The sequence below is a fragment of the Pseudoalteromonas sp. TB64 genome (assembly GCF_000498095.1).
In the GTDB taxonomy this organism is placed as follows: domain Bacteria; phylum Pseudomonadota; class Gammaproteobacteria; order Enterobacterales; family Alteromonadaceae; genus Pseudoalteromonas.
This window is the reverse complement of record NZ_AUTQ01000058.1, coordinates 1-18,617: the sequence shown is the minus strand read 5'-3', so window position 1 is coordinate 18,617 and position 18,617 is coordinate 1. Positions and strand designations below refer to the sequence as shown.

The following is an 18,617-nucleotide window of genomic DNA, read 5'->3' as shown; positions in this document are numbered from 1 at the left end:
TTAAATGTTGGTACGACTGAGTGGATTCGAACCACCGACCCCTACCATGTCAAGGTAGTGCTCTAACCAACTGAGCTACAGTCGTACAATTTTTTGAGGCTTTACTTAAATATTGGTACGACTGAGTGAATTAGAACTACTGACCTTTGGACCGGGTGATCAAGAGTAGGTAGTGCTTTTTCCTTCAATTATACTTTTCTTAAATGTTGGTACGACTGAGTGGATTCGAACCACCGACCCCTACCATGTCAAGGTAGTGCTCTAACCAACTGAGCTACAGTCGTATTTCTATATTTAAGTAGGTTGCTAATTACTTAACAACGGTCGCTAATATATAGTGTGGCGAGAGGTGAATCAAGTAAGTTTATTGCTTTTGAGTTTATTTGCCGTTTTTTTATTCATATAGGGCTGATTTCACACGTTTTATAAAACGTTTGCCACCAAACAACATGGTTTTTGGCTGAATTTTTTAACTGATTTAATAAGTTATTAGGTGAATTAGTTTTAGTTAAGCCATTAATAGGTTCACTCGTTATTTCTTCTTTAAACCACAATTGATTATACAAAGGTTGAAGTACCTCTAAGTAACCCGTTAACTGTGCTTGGTAAGGTTGAATTTCACCTAAGAAAAACTTTTGAAATACATTACTGACTATTTTTGCCGTTTTTTTATTTTTACCTGCAGGGCAAATGTCGCGTAGATTCAATGTTTTTACAAATAATGTTGCACTGTTATTAAATGCGATTTGTTGCCTTGCTGATTGGATAAGCAATTGGTTAAATTGATACTTATTAAGCTGCTCTAGTGCATTAAAAATAGAGTCTGTGTTTATTTTATTAAACTCCCGAGAGGTAATGTGCTGTTTAATGGTGACTAGCTGTGAAAGGGCTTGTTGTGTATCACTAAACCCTGCAGCTTGGGTTGAAAGCTCGTTATTTGTACCTGCCCATGTACGGTTTAGCTCAGGTTCGTTAAACAACATGCTATTAAAGTAATGTATTAAATGGTTTTCTTTTTGGGTTTTAGCGGCAAGTATTTTTGAGTAAATATCACTGTTTTTATCAAGGGTATTTAAACAGGCTTGTGCGCTTTGAATAAAACTAATTTGATATTTTAAACGCCCAGCTGCTGTGGCAGTTTTACCAAGCTGATTATTATGCTCACTTATGAGTATATTTAATTTACAGTGACTCAGCCCTGCTAATTGGAGGATACCTAGCGTTACTGTACTTTTACTTAATTGCGAAGGAGATAATAACTTTAGTTGCTCCACACGTTTAGGTTTTACGGTTTTTGCATTTACGGTATTGCCTAAGCGTTCTGTATAAGTAATGTTGCTATCACTTGGTGCTTTAGAGCAGCTAGCGAGCAGTGCTATGCACATTACCAATAACAATATTACGGGTAATGTGCATAGTGATTGTGTGTTATGTTTCAATAAATGATTCATGTTTAAAGCGTTTATGCACCGTTAGCATTAAGAGTATTGCCGCCACTGTGAGTCCAAAAATAATTCCAACCCAAAAACCATGAGGCCCCATTGCTGGCACTATTAAGTCTGTTCTTGCCAATACGTAACCTAAAGCAAAGCCGATTAACCAGTACGATATAAATGTAATATACGAAATAGGGGCGGTGTATTTTAACCCACGTAATATGCCGTTGGCAGCCACTTGCAGAGCATCCGGTAATTGATATACACACGCTAAAATCATGATTGATGACGCTAGTGCAATAACTTCAGGGCTGTCGGTGTAAAGCTGGCTAATTAAATTACGTCCAGTAAAAGTAATCAAGGCTAAAAATAATGCGATGGCGATTGCTAAAATATAGCTGGTAGATACAGCCACTTTTAACTGTTTTAAATGGTTTTGCCCATATAAGTTACCTATCCGAATACTAATAGCGATAGAAAGGCTTAGTGGCATCATAAAGAGTAAAGTAGTTACACTTGCCGCTATTTGATGACCAGAAACAGCTACTGCACCTAGGTGAGCTATAAATAAGGGGATGCAGGCAAATAGCGTTACTTCAAAAAAGGTTGCTAACGATATTGGAATACCAAGCTTGGTAATGGTTGCTATAGTGGTTAAATTTGGTTTTTCGAATGAAGTTAATAGCTCTTTAGCGCCCACTTTTTTGCTAATTTGGCAGTAAGTGACCTGCGCAATAGCCATTACGGTTAGTACTAAAGCGGTTGCAATACCACAGCCAGCACCGCCGTAAGCAGGAAAACCAAACAAGCCATGAATAAAAATGTAATTTGCAGGTATATTAACAGCTAACCCTAAAAGGCTTATATAAAACGCGGGTTTGGTCATCCCCATACCTTCGGTCATGTTTCTGTAAACAGTAAAGATTAAAAAGCCAAATACCCCCCATTTAACAAAACGAATATAGTCAAAAGCAAGGCTTGCTATAGCAGGGCTGGTATCGAGTCGTGAAATTATAACATCAGCTAAATTAGCTATACCAAATCCGACTGCACTCAACAAAGCTGTTAAATAAAGTGCTTGTTGAAAATAATGGCTGATCCCTTTTTTATCATTAGCTCCAGAAAATTGTGCAATTATGCCTGTTAATGCTAATAAAATACCCTGTAATGCAAGTAGTAATGGGTTCCAAATACCGGTTGCGATTGACAGGGCAGCTAAATCGGTTGGGCTAACTTGACCTGCCATTATGGTGTCGACCACCGACATTAGAATGAGTGTTACTTGTGCTAAAAAAACAGGAAATGCGAGGGAGAGTAAACGTTTAGCTTCCCAATTACAAAAGGTCATAAAAACAGCTATTAAATAAAACAGAGCGCAATTGTAATCTATTGTGTTTCAAATAAAAATCTCAGTAGTGAATGATTTTATTAGTTGATACGTTAAACTAGCACTTTGTAATAAATTTAAGTGATTTTATGTTTACCGGAATAGTACAAACACAAGCAACTGTGGTATCTAAAACCCAAACAGATGGCGTTTTACGCTTAGTTATATCGGTAAGTGATGAATACGTTAAGCATCTAGATTTAGGCGCAAGTATTGCTATTAATGGGTGTTGTTTAACGGTTGTACAAGTTGAGTTAAGTAACCATGACGTGGTGGCACAAGTGCATTTTGATGTGATTGACGAAACCCTAAAATTAACTAATTTAGGTTTGCTTGAGCTAGGTAGTTTAGTTAATTACGAACGCTCTGTTACGTTTGGTACTGAGCTAGGTGGGCATATAGTGTCTGGGCATATTCATTGTACGTCACAAATCTCTCAAATAGTGAAGCTTGAAAATAACTGTAAAATACAATTAAGCTTACCAAAAGAGTGGCAAAAGTATGTGTTATATAAAGGTTTTGTTGCGATAAATGGCGCAAGCTTAACCGTGGGCGAAGTTGATGAACAAGGTTTTTGGTTACACCTAATTCCGGAAACGCTCGCCATTACAAACATTGGTGCAGCGCAAGTGGGTGACAAGTTAAATATTGAAGTTGATCAGCAAACTTACACTATTGTAAATACGGTAGAAAACTACTTACGCCATCAGGCTTAAAATATTTGTTCGTCGTCACTGTCTACGTGTAACTCTAACTTATTATTAGCATGGTCAATATGCATATTTAAATGAATAGGGTTACAGCAGGCAGTGCAATCTTCAACGTAGTCTTGATCGCCCATGCTTGCGTCTAGGTCTAAATGAATGTGGTGGCCACAGTGTGGGCATGCTATACGTTGTGATAAAAAATCTTTCATAATCACTCCAATTATAAATTATTAAGTGTGTTAGTAACCCTAGCAACAACTTAATGGCTCAACGCTGAACTTCATAATTATTATTTTATAACTATAATTTCATCGTTATTCAACATTTATAAATATAGTCTGATTGGGTAATTATGGCACTTATTTTACTACTGTTGCTGTGAGCTTTTCTATGTGCTGCTTGGCTTGTGTAAGGTAATTTCCGGCAAAAATATTGGCGTGATTTAAAATAGGGTATAACTGATATATCAGTTTACGCTTTTCGTAATTTGGCGATAAAGGATATTGAAGATTATAAGCACTGTAAAAATTGTCTGGCAGTGGAGCAAATAATTCACTCATTGCAATATCAACTTCCCGGTCACCATAATAACTTGCAGGATTAAATACTGTGGGAACGGCTTTTAAAAATCCCATGTTGCCGCGCCAAAAATCACCATGCAATATTGATGGCTCAACATGGTGGCTATGTAGTTGTTCTTTTACTGTATTTATTAAGCGTTCGGGCTCGATAAGTTGTATGCCTTTTTCAGCTAATAGTTGTAATTGCCAACCTATACGTTCTTCGGCGTAAAATACATCCCACTTTTTATGCCATCTATTTGGCTGTACTGTGGTTGCCAAGTAATTATCAATATCAAAACCAAACATGGCTTGGTCATGTTTTTGATGCATATTTGCAAGGCTTTTACCCATAGCATCCCATGTAGTATGAGGTTGTTTATCAAGAACAANNAAGCCACTCTAAAACAATAAACGAAAATTCAATATTAGCGCCTGTTACAATGCAATTAGGTACTTTTAAGTCACTGTTTTGTGCCAACAGTTTTAAACCGGTTGATTCGCTCTCTAATCTGTCGAGTTCACTTTTTAACACTACTTTTATTAGGTAGTTGTGCGTACCATTGGTTAAATGAAAAAGTTTGTCGGTATTTGTACTTTGTAGTTGGCGTTTGTAGGTGTGTTTAAAATCATAATTAATAGCTTGGCTGATGTGCTCGTTTACTGTTTTCCACATAACAATTGTTCACCTTTTAAACAGATACCTAAACTATGGCAAAAAGAGATTAATTTAACAATCTAATCGTTGTAAAATTAGCGGCTAGGTTTAAATAAATAATGACAACGACTGTAATGGAGTAAAAATGAACAAAAGTTTAATAACCAATTTGCTAGCTGGGCTATGTGTTGTTGTGGGTTTTATGTTTAACCAAGCAATTGTATTATCTGTTGGTTTATTTGCACTTTCTGGCGCGGTAACAAATTTATTAGCTATTCATATGTTGTTTGAAAAAGTGCCATTTTTATATGGCTCAGGCGTTATTGCGCTTAAGTTTGAAAGCTTTAAAATCGCCATTAGAAACCTAATATTAACGGAGTTTTTTTCAGAGCAAAAAATTAATAACCTACTTAATAAAGCACAGCCCAATATCGATTTTGAACCTATTATCAGCAATGTAGATTTAAACCCTGCGTTCGACAATTTACTTGTCGTTATAGAAGAGTCACAGTTTGGTAGCATGCTTGGTATGTTTGGTGGCACAGCGGCAATAGAGCCAATGCGCGAAAAGTTTATTGAAAAAATGCAATTGTCGCTTGGTGAAATTTCTCAAACTGACGACTTTAAAGCATTAGTAACCCAAACGCTTTCACAAGGTAATAGCGCAGAGAGCCTACATAAAACAGTCCTTAAATTAGTTGATGAGCGCCTAGATGAGCTTACCCCTAAAATGGTTAAAGAGATTATTCAAACTATGATCCGCGAGCACTTAGGCTGGCTTGTAGTGTGGGGCGGTGTGTTTGGTGGTTTATTTGGGTTAATAGCCGCAGTTATATAATTTAAATTACTTTAGAGCTGCTCTAAAGTAATTACACTTAATGCATGAATTTTAGATACTTTTAATTAATCTTTATGAAGTAACTGTTCAAAAACGCTATCTTCATGTTCATATTTATCGGCATCAGGAAATATTTGATCAAATTTTTCAGGTATTGTATGTTTTGCTAATGCGTAAAATTCATATTCAGAAAACTCATGTGAAGCAACAATGGCGCAAAACATATCTGTTTTATTGAGCGTATCAAAATCAGTCGTTTTTAATGCGTAAAGACTGCTTTCAATAAAAAGTACATAAGCAAGGTCATACAGTGCATCTATTTCCTCAAATTTTTTTGTTCCAACTTCATAGCGGGTTTCGTTTAGCTCATAAAGTTGATCAAAAAGCGCTTTAATTTGTGATTCAGCATATTTATATTCTTCAGAACACGCACATTCAATATCAAAGCACGCAGGGTTATATAATTCACTATTTAAATCGTCGCCTAGCTCACTCTGATTTAACATTAGCTGCTGTGAGGCTACCGTATTCATTGTTGCTAATTGATAAGCATTACCAGGAAAAGCTTGGAGTGCAAAAACATAAACCGGCTCATTACCTTGTTCAATATGTTTTAAAACAGCATCTTCACAGTGATTTTTTAACGCTATTTTATATTTATCAAACAAACCTCTTACTAACGATTCGTCATACACAACGTTACAATAATCACGCATAAATATATTTGCTTCGTCAGTATAGTGTTTTAAAAATAAATTTTGTTGCTCTGTGAGTTTGCCATTATTCACTTTGTGAAAAACGTGAAGTGCTTTTAGTAGTTGTTCGACCTCGTTATTATTTAAATCGGTATAGAAAAATTTATTTTTAGTTTCGGGGTAGGCTTCGTGATAACGCTTTATTTGTTGCAGTAATTCTGCAATTATTTGAAGATCTTTGTTTACTATTACTAAATCATTAGGGGGCAGATCAGGTGAGTTGCTAAGCTCTAGTGAAACAGCAAAATGTGTATTTAAAGTATTAATTAAAAACTCATACTCATCTATCGTTTTAGTTTCTAAATGCATATATCTCCTCATTTTTATCTTGTATGCGCTTTAATCGCGTGAGTGAAATACCCTCCATTATGGATATAACACCAGCATCTGCATTTTTACAGCAAGGTTTACCACTATGTGACATGTTAATTGTAAACGTAAAATCAGGGGAGAGGGAATAACTTTCATTAAGCTATGGATAAACAGTTTCAGATAAATTAATTTTTTATAGCTACTGACTTATTTTTTCAGGCTGCTATTATCGCCCCCATAATTTAGTCGTGTTTTTTAGGAGTAACGGTGAGTAAAACGTTAGCCAGTTATTATCAGCAAGCATACGCTTGCGATCAGCAGCATTTTAACCAGTGCTTTTATTGTGGTTGTGAAGCAACAGAGCGCGATCATTGTCCGCCCCTGCATATGCTACAAAGCATTGTTGATTTAGGCGAAGAGGCTGATTTTATATCTATTCCTGCGTGTTATGAGTGCCATGCACTTTTACATAACGAAAGGCTGATGACGATTGATGAGCGCTTCACTAAAATGAAAAAAAAGCTTGCTACTAAATACGCAAAACCTCTGCGTGTTTATAACATGTGGGAAGAAAACGAACTTGGCGATATGAGCGATGAGTTTGCGCATAGTATTCAAGCGGGTATGAAATTAGGAAAAGAAGCCGCTGAGCGTTTAGCGTTTACTGGTTTTAGTTATGCCACAGAAGATGCCAAAGTAGCAGTACGTGAAAAAACAAAAGAGTTTGATGTAGAAGGCATGATATTTACCGACTTTAAAGAGGCGCTAAATTACTGCATTAATGATTTAAACGTACAAAAAAGTGACTTTTATAAAATTTTGGTTGAAGATTACCAAGGGGATTTTAATAAAGCGCTAAGCCAGTATCGTCATCGTCATGACAAAGTGACAGCGGCTAAAGACGGTAATACAATTATTAAAGATTTTTCTAAGTTACATAAGCAAAACTCTGATTTTGTAACGCGTACGGTTAAGCACTTTATTAGTAAAGATCCATCGCTTACAACCGAAGGTGCGCTTGAAAAGTTGTATAACAATTATATAAAGAAATAATTACAGAAATTCATCTTAATTAACTGCGTTTTCACCTGTTTTTTTAGCTTTATCACTTAGCTTTCGCTAAAGTAGCAAAAAAACAGGAGATCCAAACAACATGCAAAAATTTGCACCTTCTTTATTAGCGGTTGGCTTAGCTGCTGCACTTGTAGGTTGCCAAGAAAACGGCCCGCAAGACGATAAAATAACAATTAACAAAAATCCTTACCCAAGCACTTATCAGCCAGTTGCTACATCAAGCACATTAATTACCAACGCCACTGTATTAACAGGTACTGGTGAGCGTTTAGATGATGCTGATGTATTACTTGTTGACGGTAAAGTACAACAAGTAGGTAAAGACTTAACTGCTACTGCTGATATTACAATTGATGCACAAGGCAAATGGGTTACACCAGGTATTATTGACGTACATTCACATTTAGGCGCTTACCCAAGCCCATCGGTTGAGTCGCATCAAGATGGTAACGAAATGACCAGCCCTAATACTGCAGAAGTGTGGGTTGAGCATTCTGTTTGGCCACAAGATCCTGGCTTTAATCGCGCACGCGAAGGCGGCATTACTTCTTTACAAATTTTACCAGGCTCAGCTAACTTATTTGGTGGCCGCGGCGTTACGCTTAAAAACGTCCCTGCACACACTATGCAAGGTATGAAATTTCCAGAGGCGCCGTATGGTTTAAAAATGGCGTGTGGTGAAAACCCTAAACGTGTTTATGGTCGCCAAGGTGTATTACCTTCAACTCGTATGGGTAATATGGCAGGNCCGTATGGCATGGGCTGAAGCCGCTGAATACAAACGTGCATGGGATAAGTACGATGCCGATTATGAAGCAGGTTTAAACCCAGAAGCACCAGTGCGTGATATTAAACACGATACGCTTCGTGGTGTGCTTGAAGGCGAAGTACGTATTCATAATCATTGTTATAAAGCTGAAGAAATGGCAATGATGATTGACCTGTCAAAAGAGTTTAATTACGACGCCGGTACTTTTCACCACGGTGTAGAAGCGTATAAAATTGCTGACTTACTTGCCCAAAATGGTTCGTGTGCTGCACTTTGGCCAGACTGGTGGGGCTTTAAAATGGAAGCCTACGACATGGTTCAAGAAAACGTAGCCATTGTTGATGCTGTTAAAAATTCATGTGCGGTTGTTCACTCAGATTCAGATACCACTATTCAGCGCTTAAACCAAGAAGCTGGCAAGGTTATGTACCGTGCTAACGAAAACGGTTTTGATATTTCTGAGCAACACGCTATTAAATGGATCACGGCTAACGCTGCTAAGTCGTTAGGTATTGATGACAAAACAGGTTCACTAGAAGCGGGTAAGCAGGGCGATGTGGTTATTTGGAATCAAAGCCCATTTAGTGTTTATGCTAAAGCTGAACAAGTGTTTGTTGATGGTGCAAAAGTTTACGATAGAAATGACAGCGCGTATCAAGCAACAAGTGATTTTATGTTAGGTCAACAATAAGGAGCACCCAGAATGAAAAATTTATCACGTTCGTTTTCGCTTTCTCTGGTTGCTGCAGGATTACTAGCATCTGGTGCTGTAAGCGCACAATCGCTAGCAATTATTAATGCAACATTACATACGTCTTCTGATCAAGGTGTTTTAGAAGCGGCAAGCATTGTAATGACAGATGGAAAAATTACAGCAATTAACCCAGCTGAAGTTATAGCTGATAAAGTTATTGATGCAAAAGGTCAAATTGTAACACCCGGTTTTATTGCCAGTGTAAATCAACTTGGTCTGGTTGAAGTTAGTGCAGTTGCGGGCTCTCGCGATGCAGGCGAGGAAAAAGCCGGTATTGATTTTGACGTAAGTCTTGCTTACAACGCGCATTCGAGCTTAATCCCTTACGCTCGTAAAGGCGGCGTAACACGCGATGTAATTACCCCTCATGGTGGCGATAGCATTTTTTCAGGGCTTGCTAGTGTTGTTGATTTAAGTGGTAGTTTTGATAGCGAAATGCAAAAACAAGCGGCTCTAGTTGTTTATTTAGGTGAGCGTAGTAAAGGCTCTCGTGCTTTTACTTTGCAAACACTTATTAATAAACTTGATGAGCACAAAACGAAAGCCGGTAAAAAAGCTAAAAAAGATGACGACAAACCAAGTACTGAAGACAAAGTAATGGTGAAAGTCCTTAGTGGCGAAATGCCATTAGTTGTTGGCGTTTCGCGTGCGGCTGATATTATTGAGCTTATTAAAGTAAAAGAACAGTTTGGTATTAACTTGGTACTTAACGGTGCGCAAGATGCTGTTGTAGTTAAAGAGCGCGTTGCTAAAGCAAATATCCCTGTGATCATTAGTGCAATGGACAGCTTACCAGCAAGTTTTGATTCGCTTCATGCGAGTTTAGATAATGCAGGTGTGCTTGAAAAAGCAGGCGTTAAAGTATTATTAACGGTAGGNAAGCCATAATATTTATCAGCTACGTTTTGATGCTGGTAATGCAGTATCGTATGGTATGAGCCAAGAGGGCGCGTTAAAAGCGGTTACATCAAACGTTGCTGATGTATTTGGCATTAATGCAGGTAGCCTTGAAGTAGGCAAAGCCGCTGATGTAGTAATGTGGAGTAATGACCCGTTTGAACTGAGTAGCCACGTGAGCAAAATGTTTATTAATGGGACTGAGGTATCTACACAATCTCGTCAGGATAAACTGCGTGACCGTTATACGACTGATTCAAAAATGCCACGCGCATATACCAACCCGCAATAATACTTAATCAATTTGAGGGATTAAATCTGACGCTAACTGCGTTAAAAATTTCTGATATAGAGCAACTAAATCACGAAATTTTTGCCTTGTTATCGACAAGATTTTCTTGCCTCAAAATTGATCACTTAATTAAGCGAATTGGTATGATACAAAGTAATCAGAGTTTAAATAACTTAAATAGTTTTGGTTAATCAAAAAGGTCGCTATCTAATGATAACGACCTTTTTTATTGGCGTAAAAAAGCCGCTTACTTTTTCAAGTAAGCGGCCTTTTAATTTAAACCAATATTTATACTAATTTAGCAAGAATACCGTTAAACGTAGTGCTTGGACGCATTGCTTTAAACGCTGCATCGTCATTAGGTAGGAAGTAACCGCCTAAATCTACTGCAGGGCCTTGAGCATCGTTTAGCTCACTTACGATTTGGTCTTTATTAGACTCAAGATCGCTAGCAATTTGCGTAAACTGTGCTTTAAGTTCGCTGTCGTCGTTTTGTTTAGCTAGTTCTTGTGCCCAGAATAAAGATAGGAAGAAATGAGAACCACGGTTATCAATTTCTTTCACTTTACGTGAAGGCGATTTGTTTTCTGCTAAGAAAGTACCTGTTGCTTTATCTAGCGTATCAGCAAGAACTTGTGCCTTGTTGTTACCCGTAGTTACGCTTAGGTGCTCAAGTGATGCAGCAAGTGCTAAAAATTCACCTAAAGAATCCCAACGTAAGTGGTTTTCTTTTTCGAATTGTTGAACATGCTTAGGTGCAGAACCACCCGCGCCAGTTTCAAATAAGCCGCCACCGTTCATAAGTGGAACAATTGAAAGCATTTTAGCACTAGTACCTAGCTCTAAGATTGGGAATAAATCTGTAAGGTAATCACGTAAAACGTTACCTGTTACAGAAATAGTGTCTTTACCTTCTTTAATACGCGCTAGTGAGAACAATGTTGCTTCAAGCGGTGCTAAAATTTGAATATCTAAACCAGCTGTATCGTGATCTGGTAGGTATTTATTTACTTTTTTGATTAGCTCTGCATCGTGTGCACGATTTTCGTCTAACCAAAAAATAGCAGGAACGCCAGTTGCACGTGCACGGCTTACTGCAAGTTTAACCCAATCTTGGATTGGTGCGTCTTTAGCCTGACACATGCGCCAAATATCGCCTTGCTCAACACTGTGCTCAAGTAATGTATTACCATTTGCATCAACAACACGGATAGAACCGTCAGCTTTAGCTTCAAACGTTTTATCGTGTGAACCGTATTCTTCAGCTTTTTGAGCCATAAGACCAACGTTTGGAACGCTACCCATAGTTGTTGGATCAAATGCACCGTTTACTTTACAAAAATCAATAGTTGCTTGGTAAATACCTGAGTAACAACGATCTGGAATTACAAAGCTAGTGTCTTGTAATTTACCATCGTTATTCCACATTTGACCGCTTGAACGAATTGCAGCAGGCATAGATGCATCAATAATCACATCACTTGGTACGTGTAGGTTTGTAATACCACGGTCAGAATCAACCATAGCAATAGCAGGGCGGCTAGCGTAAACAGCTTGAATGTCTGCTTCAATTTCTTCGCGCTTTGCATCGTCTAATGTTTGAATTTTAGAATATACGTCGCCCAAACCATTATTTACATCAACACCTAGCTCTTCAAAAAGCTTACCGTGTTTAGCAAATACATCTTTGTAGAATACTTTTACAGCGTGACCAAAGATGATTGGATCAGATACTTTCATCATTGTCGCTTTCATGTGAAGCGAGAATAAAACGCCTTTTTCTTTTGCTGCATCAATTTCAGCAGCTAAAAAAGCTTGAAGCTTAGAAGCGCTAATGCTTGATGCATCAATAACTTCGCCAGCTAAAAGAGGAGTGCTTTGTTTAAGTACTGTAACATCGCCGTTAGTTGCAACGTGTTCAATACGAACATCAGTTGCTGTATCAACAGTGATTGATTGCTCAGAGCCAAAGAAATCGCCTTCGCTCATGCTAGCAACGTAAGACTCTGAATCTTTGCTCCACGCACCCATTGAATGTGGGTTGTTACGTGCATATTCTTTTACAGAACCAGGTGCACGACGGTCTGAGTTACCTTCACGAAGTACTGGGTTTACTGCACTGCCTTTAATTTTGTCGTAAGCAGCTTGAATTGCTTTTTCTTCATCATTTTTAGGTTCTACAGGGTAATCTGGAAGTGCATAACCTTGTGCTTGAAGCTCTTTAATTACCGCGCGAAGCTGTGGAACAGATGCACTGATATTTGGTAATTTAATAATGTTAGCTTCTGGTGTTTTAGCAAGCTCGCCAAGTTCAGCAAGTGCATCACCAATGCGTTGTTCTGGTGTTAAATAATCAGGGAAGCTTGCAATTACACGACCTGCTAAAGAGATATCGCGAGTTTCAACTTCAACACCTGCCGCATTTGTATATGCTTGGATGATAGGTAGCAACGAGTAAGTTGCTAGTGCCGGAGCTTCGTCCGTTTTTGTATAGATAATTTTTGATGTCATCATCATTCCTAGATAGTAGACCGTAAAGGCCTTATTCAACAATGCAAAGAAACTCATTACTTTTGAGCTATTACATTTACTAAACACGTTAATAAATGAACCCAAGTAATGAATAGTTTGTTAGGTGTTGGTACTCATTATTGCTTTTATATAAAGCAGAATAATCACACCTGACGAACTGGTACCGTATTTATAGCTAAAAAAATAACAAAAACAAATTAGCCTTTAGCATAGGCAGTTCCTAATACTAAAACACGTGAGTAATTATTAGATTAATACACTTTTATAAGCTTCAAGAGTGTAACAAGCTTGAATAAAAAGGGCTAGGTCTTGAAACAGCGCACAAGTATATAAATAAGTATCAGTTAGAACATTGGGGTATATAAAATAAATTCAAGGAAAAGGGTTGAATTTGCACAAAATGAGGCAATAAATAGAGGTGAAGTGATGAAAAAAGTATGGATAAAGAATTAAGCGAGGATCTAAATAGGTCACTCGCTTTAGTCGAACAGAATTACAGTTACTCGATAATGTCGCCATCTGGGGCAATATTAGTAGCGTGTAAGCCTTTTGGGCCTTGTTCTAATTCGAATGTTACATCTTGACCAGCTTTAAGCGTTTTATAACCGTCCATTACAATTGTTGAGTAATGAGCGAAAATATCATTCTCGCAGCCGTCTTCTACGATGAAACCAAAACCTTTAGCGTTGTTGAACCATTTAACTTTACCACAAGCCATACTTCTACATCCTTCAATAAGTTGACTAATTTAGTTATTCTAAACCGTATAATTTGCTAGACTGATTAAGGTTTAATCAATCTATGTCTGACTGTAGTTTATTTGCCCAGTCAGTCAAGTGTTTTGAGTTATTTATTTAACATTTTATTTATTTTTTATTCAAGTTTGCTTGAGTTACAAAGACAAGACTATATTTAATTATGAGTGGTATGAAAGATTCAGGTGTTATAGACACAGTTCGCGATAGTGAAAAGCAAAAGCTACAACCACCGCGAAAATATAAAGTTGTTTTAAATAACGACGACTACACGCCGATGGACTTTGTAATAGAAGTTTTAACGACGTTTTTTAATATGGATAGCGATAGAGCAACCGACGTGATGCTTCAGGTTCATGAAAAAGGTAAGGGTATTTGCGGCGTTTATAGCGCTGATGTAGCTCATACCAAAGCTGAACAAGTTAACCGTTACTCACGGGATAACGAGCATCCACTGCTTTGTAGTTGTGAGCAGGAATAAATACCAGTTAGGGTGATCAAACATCCGATTTATGTGGTATAAAATTATTATCTCAGTAAGGGGTTGCCAATGCTAAACAAAGACTTAGAACTCACATTAAATGCCGCGTTTCGTGAAGCGCGCACTCGCCGTCATGAGTTTATGACCGTAGAGCACCTTTTACTTGCGCTTTTAGACAATCCTTCAGCGGGAGAAGCTCTAAATGCGTGTGGTGTTAATATTTCAGGTTTAAAAACCGAATTGCTAGAATTTATCGATGAAACAACACCGGTAATTCCAGATTTAGAAGAAGAGCGTGAAACTCAACCAACTCTTGGCTTTCAACGTGTTTTACAGCGTGCTGTATTTCATGTGCAATCGTCAGGAAAAAATGAAGTAACAGGTGTAAACGTACTGGTAGCTATTTTTTCTGAACAAGAAAGCCAAGCCGTTTATTTACTTAAAAAGAACGATGTATCTCGATTAGATATTGTTAACTTTATTTCGCACGGTATTTCTAAAGCAGACGATGAATTAGGTGACGACACCGACGATATTCATGAAGAAGTACAAGAAGTTCAAAACGAAGAAGCAAGTAAGTTAGACAGCTTTACAACCAATCTAAACGCACAAGCGCGTGAAGGTAATATAGACCCTCTAATTGGTCGCGATAGCGAAGTAGAGCGCACTGTACAAGTGCTGTGTCGCCGTAAAAAGAACAATCCGCTATTAGTAGGTGAAGCCGGTGTTGGTAAAACAGCAATTGCAGAAGGCCTAGCGTACCGTATTGTGAACGATCAAGTTCCAGAAGTAATAGCCGATGCTGTTGTATATTCACTAGATATGGGAGCATTACTTGCGGGTACTAAATACCGTGGCGATTTTGAAAAACGTTTTAAAAGTTTATTAAAAGAGCTACAAGCGCAGCCTGGTTCTATTTTATTTATTGATGAAATACATACCATAATCGGTGCTGGCGCGGCGTCTGGTGGTGTTATGGACGCATCAAACTTGCTTAAACCGTTACTTTCAAGTGGCAAATTACGTTGTATGGGCTCAACTACTTACAACGAGTATAAAAATATTTTTGAGAAAGACCGTGCGCTAGTACGCCGTTTTCAAAAAATTGATGTACTTGAACCAAGCGTTGCAGACACCACTAAAATATTAAACGGTTTAAAAGAGCGTTACGAAGAACACCACGGTATTCGTTACACGCAAAAAGCGTTAAAAGCGGCAGCAGAACTAAGTGCTAAATACATTAATGAGCGTCACTTGCCTGATAAAGCAATTGATGTAATTGACGAAGCTGGTGCAAGTCAGCGTCTACAACCTAGCTCTAAGCGTAAAAAAACGATTGGTGTGGCAGATATCGAGCTGATTATATCTAAAATGGCACGTATTCCTGCACAAAGCGTGTCGTCAACAGATAAAGAAACACTTAAGAATCTTGACCGTAACCTTAAAATGTTAGTGTTTGGGCAAGATCAATCTATTGATGCGCTTACATCTGCTATTCGTTTATCTCGTTCTGGTTTATCAAGCGAAGAAAAACCAGTTGGCTCGTTCTTGTTTGCAGGACCTACCGGTGTTGGTAAAACAGAGGTAACTAAGCAACTAGCTAAATGCATGGGTGTTGAGTTTATCCGATTTGATATGTCGGAATATGTTGAACGCCACGCAATAAGCCGATTAATTGGTGCGCCTCCGGGTTATGTTGGTTTTGAGCAAGGTGGTTTATTAACAGAAGCTGTTATTAAAAATCCACATGCAGTTGTACTTTTAGATGAGATTGAAAAAGCGCATCCAGATATTTACAACGTTTTGCTACAAGTTATGGACCACGGTACCTTAACTGATAATAACGGTCGTAAAGCCGATTTTAGAAACGTGGTTGTGGTAATGACTACCAACGCTGGCGTGCAAGAAACGACACGTAAGTCGATTGGCTTTAGTGAGCAAGATCATACGCATGATGCAATGGGCGAAATTAATAAAATATTTTCACCTGAATTTAGAAACCGCTTAGATAACATCATTTGGTTTAATCACCTTGAACGTGACGTTATTTTACTTGTTGTTGATAAGTTTATTGTAGAGCTTCAAGCACAGCTTGATAAAAAATCGGTTAACCTTGAACTGACGTCTAAAGCGCGTGAATGGCTTGCTGACAAAGGTTACGACAAAGCGATGGGCGCACGTCCAATGGCGCGCGTTATTCAAGAAGAGCTTAAAAAGCAGCTTGCTAACGAAATATTATTTGGTGAACTTGTTGAGGGCGGTACAGTTAAAGTCTCGGTCAAAGATAAGAAAATTCACTTTGAATATGAAAGTAGTTTAACGCCTGCGTAACGCATTTAATTAAAATACTTAGTTAAATAAAAATGGTCCGCTTAATTAAAAGCGGACCATTTTTTTGTCACATTTTTACGAGCAACAAAAAACCCAGCACAAAGCTGGGTTTTTTGTTTATTAAATGTAATTGCTAGATTAATTCCATCAATTACATTTAATAAACGCTTAAAGCTAGTTAAATACTAGCCAAAAACTAAATCTCGTTTACGCACTTACTTAGCGAGCACGGAATACGATACGACCCTTCGATAAATCGTAAGGAGTCATTTCTACCGTTACTTTATCGCCGGTTAAAATACGGATATAGTTTTTGCGCATTTTGCCTGAAATGTGAGCCACAACTACGTGACCATTTTCTAGCTCAACTCGGAACATTGTATTTGGTAAAGTATCAAGGACAGTCCCTTGCATTTCGATTACGTCTTCTTTCGCCATGTTTAGCGTAACACCTCTTTAATAGTTAAACGCTGCAGATTTTGCCCAAAATACGCCAATAAGTAAAGGCGCAGGGGCTATATTTGCAAATTAAATAGCCAGCCACTCATCATTGAGCTGTTTTTGCGCTGGTAAAAATTGAGTTTTGTATTTCATTTTATCGCATTCGTCTATTTGATAGCCTAAATATACATATTGTTTATTTTGCTCTTTCGCAAACTTGAGCTGCTGTAAAATCATGACTGTGCCTAAACTATATTGCTCAAAATCAGGGTCAAAAAATGTGTAAATTGCAGAAATAGCGTTTTGCATACAGTCAGTTACAGCAACAGCGACTAATTTGTCTTGATGCCATAGTTCTATAAATGTAATGTCTAACCAACTACAAAACAAAAAACTTTGAAACTGTGTTTTTTCAGGAGGATACATACTTCCATCCTGATGACGAAGACTTATGTACTTACTGTAAAGTGGATAATACTCTTTTTGTTCAGTCTTAGAATATTTTACCTCAAACTGTGTTTTTGCTTTGTTTAGTTTACGTTTTTGCGATTTTGAGGGTGTAAACTCTTGCGCTAATACACGTACTGATTTGCATTCAGTGCATATGGGGCAGTGTGGGCGATAAATTTGGTTGCCACTACGGCGAAAACCTAAGCCTAATAATGACTCAAATTTATCGGTGCTGTAGCAACTTGGATCAAGAATAACCAAAAGTTGTTCTTGTCGATTGGGTAAATAGCTGCAGTCAAACTCTTGGCTTAAGCCTACACGAGCTGGAAGCTGTTCATTCATAGATTGCGTCAAGTGTTTGTGGCTCCCACATAGTTGGGCTAACAGTATAGTTATTTGCAACTTTAAGTTTAGCTAAAAATTCTGAGCGGGGTATTACTTTTGCGCCAAGGGTCATTAAATAAGGATTCTCTAACTGGGAATCAATAAAATGCGCATTATGGCGTTTAAGCCAATTTACAAGCGCCCACATAGCCAGTTTGGAGCAATTTGTTTGATGATGAAACATCGACTCGCCACAAAATACGCCATTTTGCATAATGCCATATAAGCCACCTGCAAGCTCTCCGTTACTCCACACCTCTAAACTATGCGCTATGCCCGCATTGTGTGCCTTAATGTACGCATTGAGCATGTCAGAGGTGATCCAGGTGCCATCGGTATCAAGGCGTTGATCGCGACAGGCTTCTATTACTTCTTCAAAGGCATTATTAATTGTTACTTCTACAGGATTCTTTTTTAAATGCTTACGAAGGCTTTTACTTACATGAAAATCATCCAGCTCAAAAATACCGCGCTCGCTTGGCGACCACCACATAATAGGCTCATCTTCACTAAACCAAGGAAATATACCGCTTTTGTAGGCATTGCTTAGGCGAGGCAGATTTAAATCTCCACCAATTGCCAGTAAGCCATCGGGAGACTCTAATGCGTATTCCGGATTGGGGAATGCTATATCGGTTTCGCTTAATTGGTATAGCTGATTTTTCATATAGTACTTATTTTATGATTGATCGTAAAAGTGTAACTATATTTTGGGCATAAAAAAAGGGCTGAATGACAGCCCTCAATTATTTATTTAATTGCTTATAAATTATCTAAGAAACGCTCTGCATCAAGTGCCGCCAT

General features: G+C 38.0%; 14 protein-coding genes, 2 tRNA genes and 3 pseudogenes. 7 read left to right on the top strand and 12 right to left on the bottom strand.

Annotated elements, in window-relative coordinates; all coding sequences use genetic code 11:
- Positions 1 to 8: 8 nt before the first annotated feature.
- The 4 genes from L647_RS0102220 to L647_RS0102205 form a co-directional block, all read right to left on the bottom strand.
- Positions 9 to 85: transfer RNA gene (locus L647_RS0102220), tRNA-Val, on the bottom strand.
- Between the two features lie 122 nt (positions 86 to 207).
- Positions 208 to 284: transfer RNA gene (locus L647_RS0102215), tRNA-Val, on the bottom strand.
- Positions 285 to 398: 114 nt separating this feature from the next.
- Complete coding sequence (locus L647_RS0102210) at positions 399 to 1,451, bottom strand: DUF3080 family protein (RefSeq protein ID WP_024609745.1); 1,053 nt, start codon at positions 1,449 to 1,451, stop codon at positions 399 to 401.
- Entirely contained in the window at positions 1,429 to 2,784 is a 1,356-nt protein-coding gene (locus L647_RS0102205; RefSeq protein ID WP_024609744.1) for an MATE family efflux transporter, read from the bottom strand. The genes L647_RS0102210 and L647_RS0102205 overlap by 23 nt, the downstream gene beginning before the upstream one ends.
- A gap of 128 nt (positions 2,785 to 2,912) precedes the next feature.
- Between L647_RS0102205 and L647_RS0102200 the strand changes: the two genes are divergently transcribed.
- Complete coding sequence (locus L647_RS0102200; protein WP_024609743.1) at positions 2,913 to 3,539, top strand: riboflavin synthase; 627 nt, start codon at positions 2,913 to 2,915, stop codon at positions 3,537 to 3,539.
- Here the strand turns inward: L647_RS0102200 and L647_RS0102195 are convergent.
- Together L647_RS0102195 and L647_RS01000000123510 are read right to left on the bottom strand one after the other, a co-directional pair.
- Positions 3,536 to 3,739, bottom strand: coding sequence for a CPXCG motif-containing cysteine-rich protein (locus L647_RS0102195; protein WP_024609742.1), 204 nt, complete (start codon positions 3,737 to 3,739; stop codon positions 3,536 to 3,538). The genes L647_RS0102200 and L647_RS0102195 overlap by 4 nt on opposite strands.
- A gap of 150 nt (positions 3,740 to 3,889) precedes the next feature.
- Positions 3,890 to 4,766 (bottom strand): annotated as a pseudogene (locus L647_RS01000000123510) (fructosamine kinase family protein).
- Positions 4,767 to 4,893: 127 nt separating this feature from the next.
- On the opposite strand from L647_RS01000000123510, the gene L647_RS0102185 reads away from it, so the two are divergent.
- The gene (locus L647_RS0102185) at positions 4,894 to 5,586 is read left to right on the top strand and encodes a hypothetical protein (protein ID WP_024609741.1); all 693 of its coding nucleotides are present in this window, start codon (positions 4,894 to 4,896) and stop codon (positions 5,584 to 5,586) included.
- 65 nt (positions 5,587 to 5,651) lie between these two features.
- On the opposite strand, the gene L647_RS0102180 is transcribed toward L647_RS0102185, so the two are convergent.
- The gene (locus L647_RS0102180; protein WP_024609740.1) at positions 5,652 to 6,650 is read right to left on the bottom strand and encodes a hypothetical protein; all 999 of its coding nucleotides are present in this window, start codon (positions 6,648 to 6,650) and stop codon (positions 5,652 to 5,654) included.
- A gap of 270 nt (positions 6,651 to 6,920) precedes the next feature.
- Here L647_RS0102180 and L647_RS0102175 point away from each other — a divergent pair, with 270 nt between their 5' ends.
- From L647_RS0102175 to L647_RS01000000123500, 3 genes and pseudogenes are all read left to right on the top strand, one after another.
- On the top strand, positions 6,921 to 7,706 hold the full coding sequence (locus L647_RS0102175; protein ID WP_007585117.1) for a hypothetical protein: 786 nt from the start codon (positions 6,921 to 6,923) through the stop codon (positions 7,704 to 7,706).
- Positions 7,707 to 7,806: 100 nt separating this feature from the next.
- Positions 7,807 to 9,187 (top strand): annotated as a pseudogene (locus tag L647_RS01000000123505) (amidohydrolase).
- A gap of 12 nt (positions 9,188 to 9,199) precedes the next feature.
- Positions 9,200 to 10,439 (top strand): annotated as a pseudogene (locus L647_RS01000000123500) (amidohydrolase family protein).
- 288 nt (positions 10,440 to 10,727) lie between these two features.
- Here the strand turns inward: L647_RS01000000123500 and L647_RS0102160 are convergent.
- A complete protein-coding gene (locus tag L647_RS0102160) occupies positions 10,728 to 12,950 on the bottom strand; it encodes an NADP-dependent isocitrate dehydrogenase (protein WP_024609739.1) in 2,223 nt (740 codons plus the stop codon).
- Positions 12,951 to 13,470: 520 nt separating this feature from the next.
- Positions 13,471 to 13,689 (bottom strand): cold shock domain-containing protein CspD, encoded by a 219-nt coding sequence (gene cspD, locus L647_RS0102155; RefSeq protein ID WP_024609738.1) that lies wholly within the window; start codon positions 13,687 to 13,689, stop codon positions 13,471 to 13,473.
- A gap of 209 nt (positions 13,690 to 13,898) precedes the next feature.
- Between cspD and clpS the strand changes: the two genes are divergently transcribed.
- The gene (gene clpS / locus L647_RS0102150) at positions 13,899 to 14,207 is read left to right on the top strand and encodes an ATP-dependent Clp protease adapter ClpS (RefSeq protein ID WP_101163090.1); all 309 of its coding nucleotides are present in this window, start codon (positions 13,899 to 13,901) and stop codon (positions 14,205 to 14,207) included.
- A 69-nt stretch (positions 14,208 to 14,276) separates the two neighbouring features.
- Positions 14,277 to 16,538, top strand: a complete 2,262-nt coding sequence (gene clpA, locus L647_RS0102145) for an ATP-dependent Clp protease ATP-binding subunit ClpA (protein ID WP_024609736.1) — start codon at positions 14,277 to 14,279, stop codon at positions 16,536 to 16,538.
- Between the two features lie 219 nt (positions 16,539 to 16,757).
- Here the strand turns inward: clpA and infA are convergent, their stop codons facing one another.
- The 3 genes from infA to aat form a co-directional block, all read right to left on the bottom strand.
- Positions 16,758 to 16,976 carry a translation initiation factor IF-1 gene (gene infA, locus L647_RS0102140; protein WP_002962494.1) on the bottom strand — a complete coding sequence of 73 codons (219 nt, stop codon included), beginning with the start codon at positions 16,974 to 16,976 and terminating at the stop codon, positions 16,758 to 16,760.
- A gap of 90 nt (positions 16,977 to 17,066) precedes the next feature.
- Positions 17,067 to 17,771: an arginyltransferase gene (locus tag L647_RS0102135; RefSeq protein ID WP_024609735.1), complete on the bottom strand. Its 705-nt coding sequence runs from the start codon at positions 17,769 to 17,771 to the stop codon at positions 17,067 to 17,069.
- The gene (gene aat / locus L647_RS0102130) at positions 17,764 to 18,480 is read right to left on the bottom strand and encodes a leucyl/phenylalanyl-tRNA--protein transferase (RefSeq protein WP_024609734.1); all 717 of its coding nucleotides are present in this window, start codon (positions 18,478 to 18,480) and stop codon (positions 17,764 to 17,766) included. Before aat ends, L647_RS0102135 begins: the two co-directional genes overlap by 8 nt.
- Positions 18,481 to 18,617 lie beyond the last annotated feature (137 nt).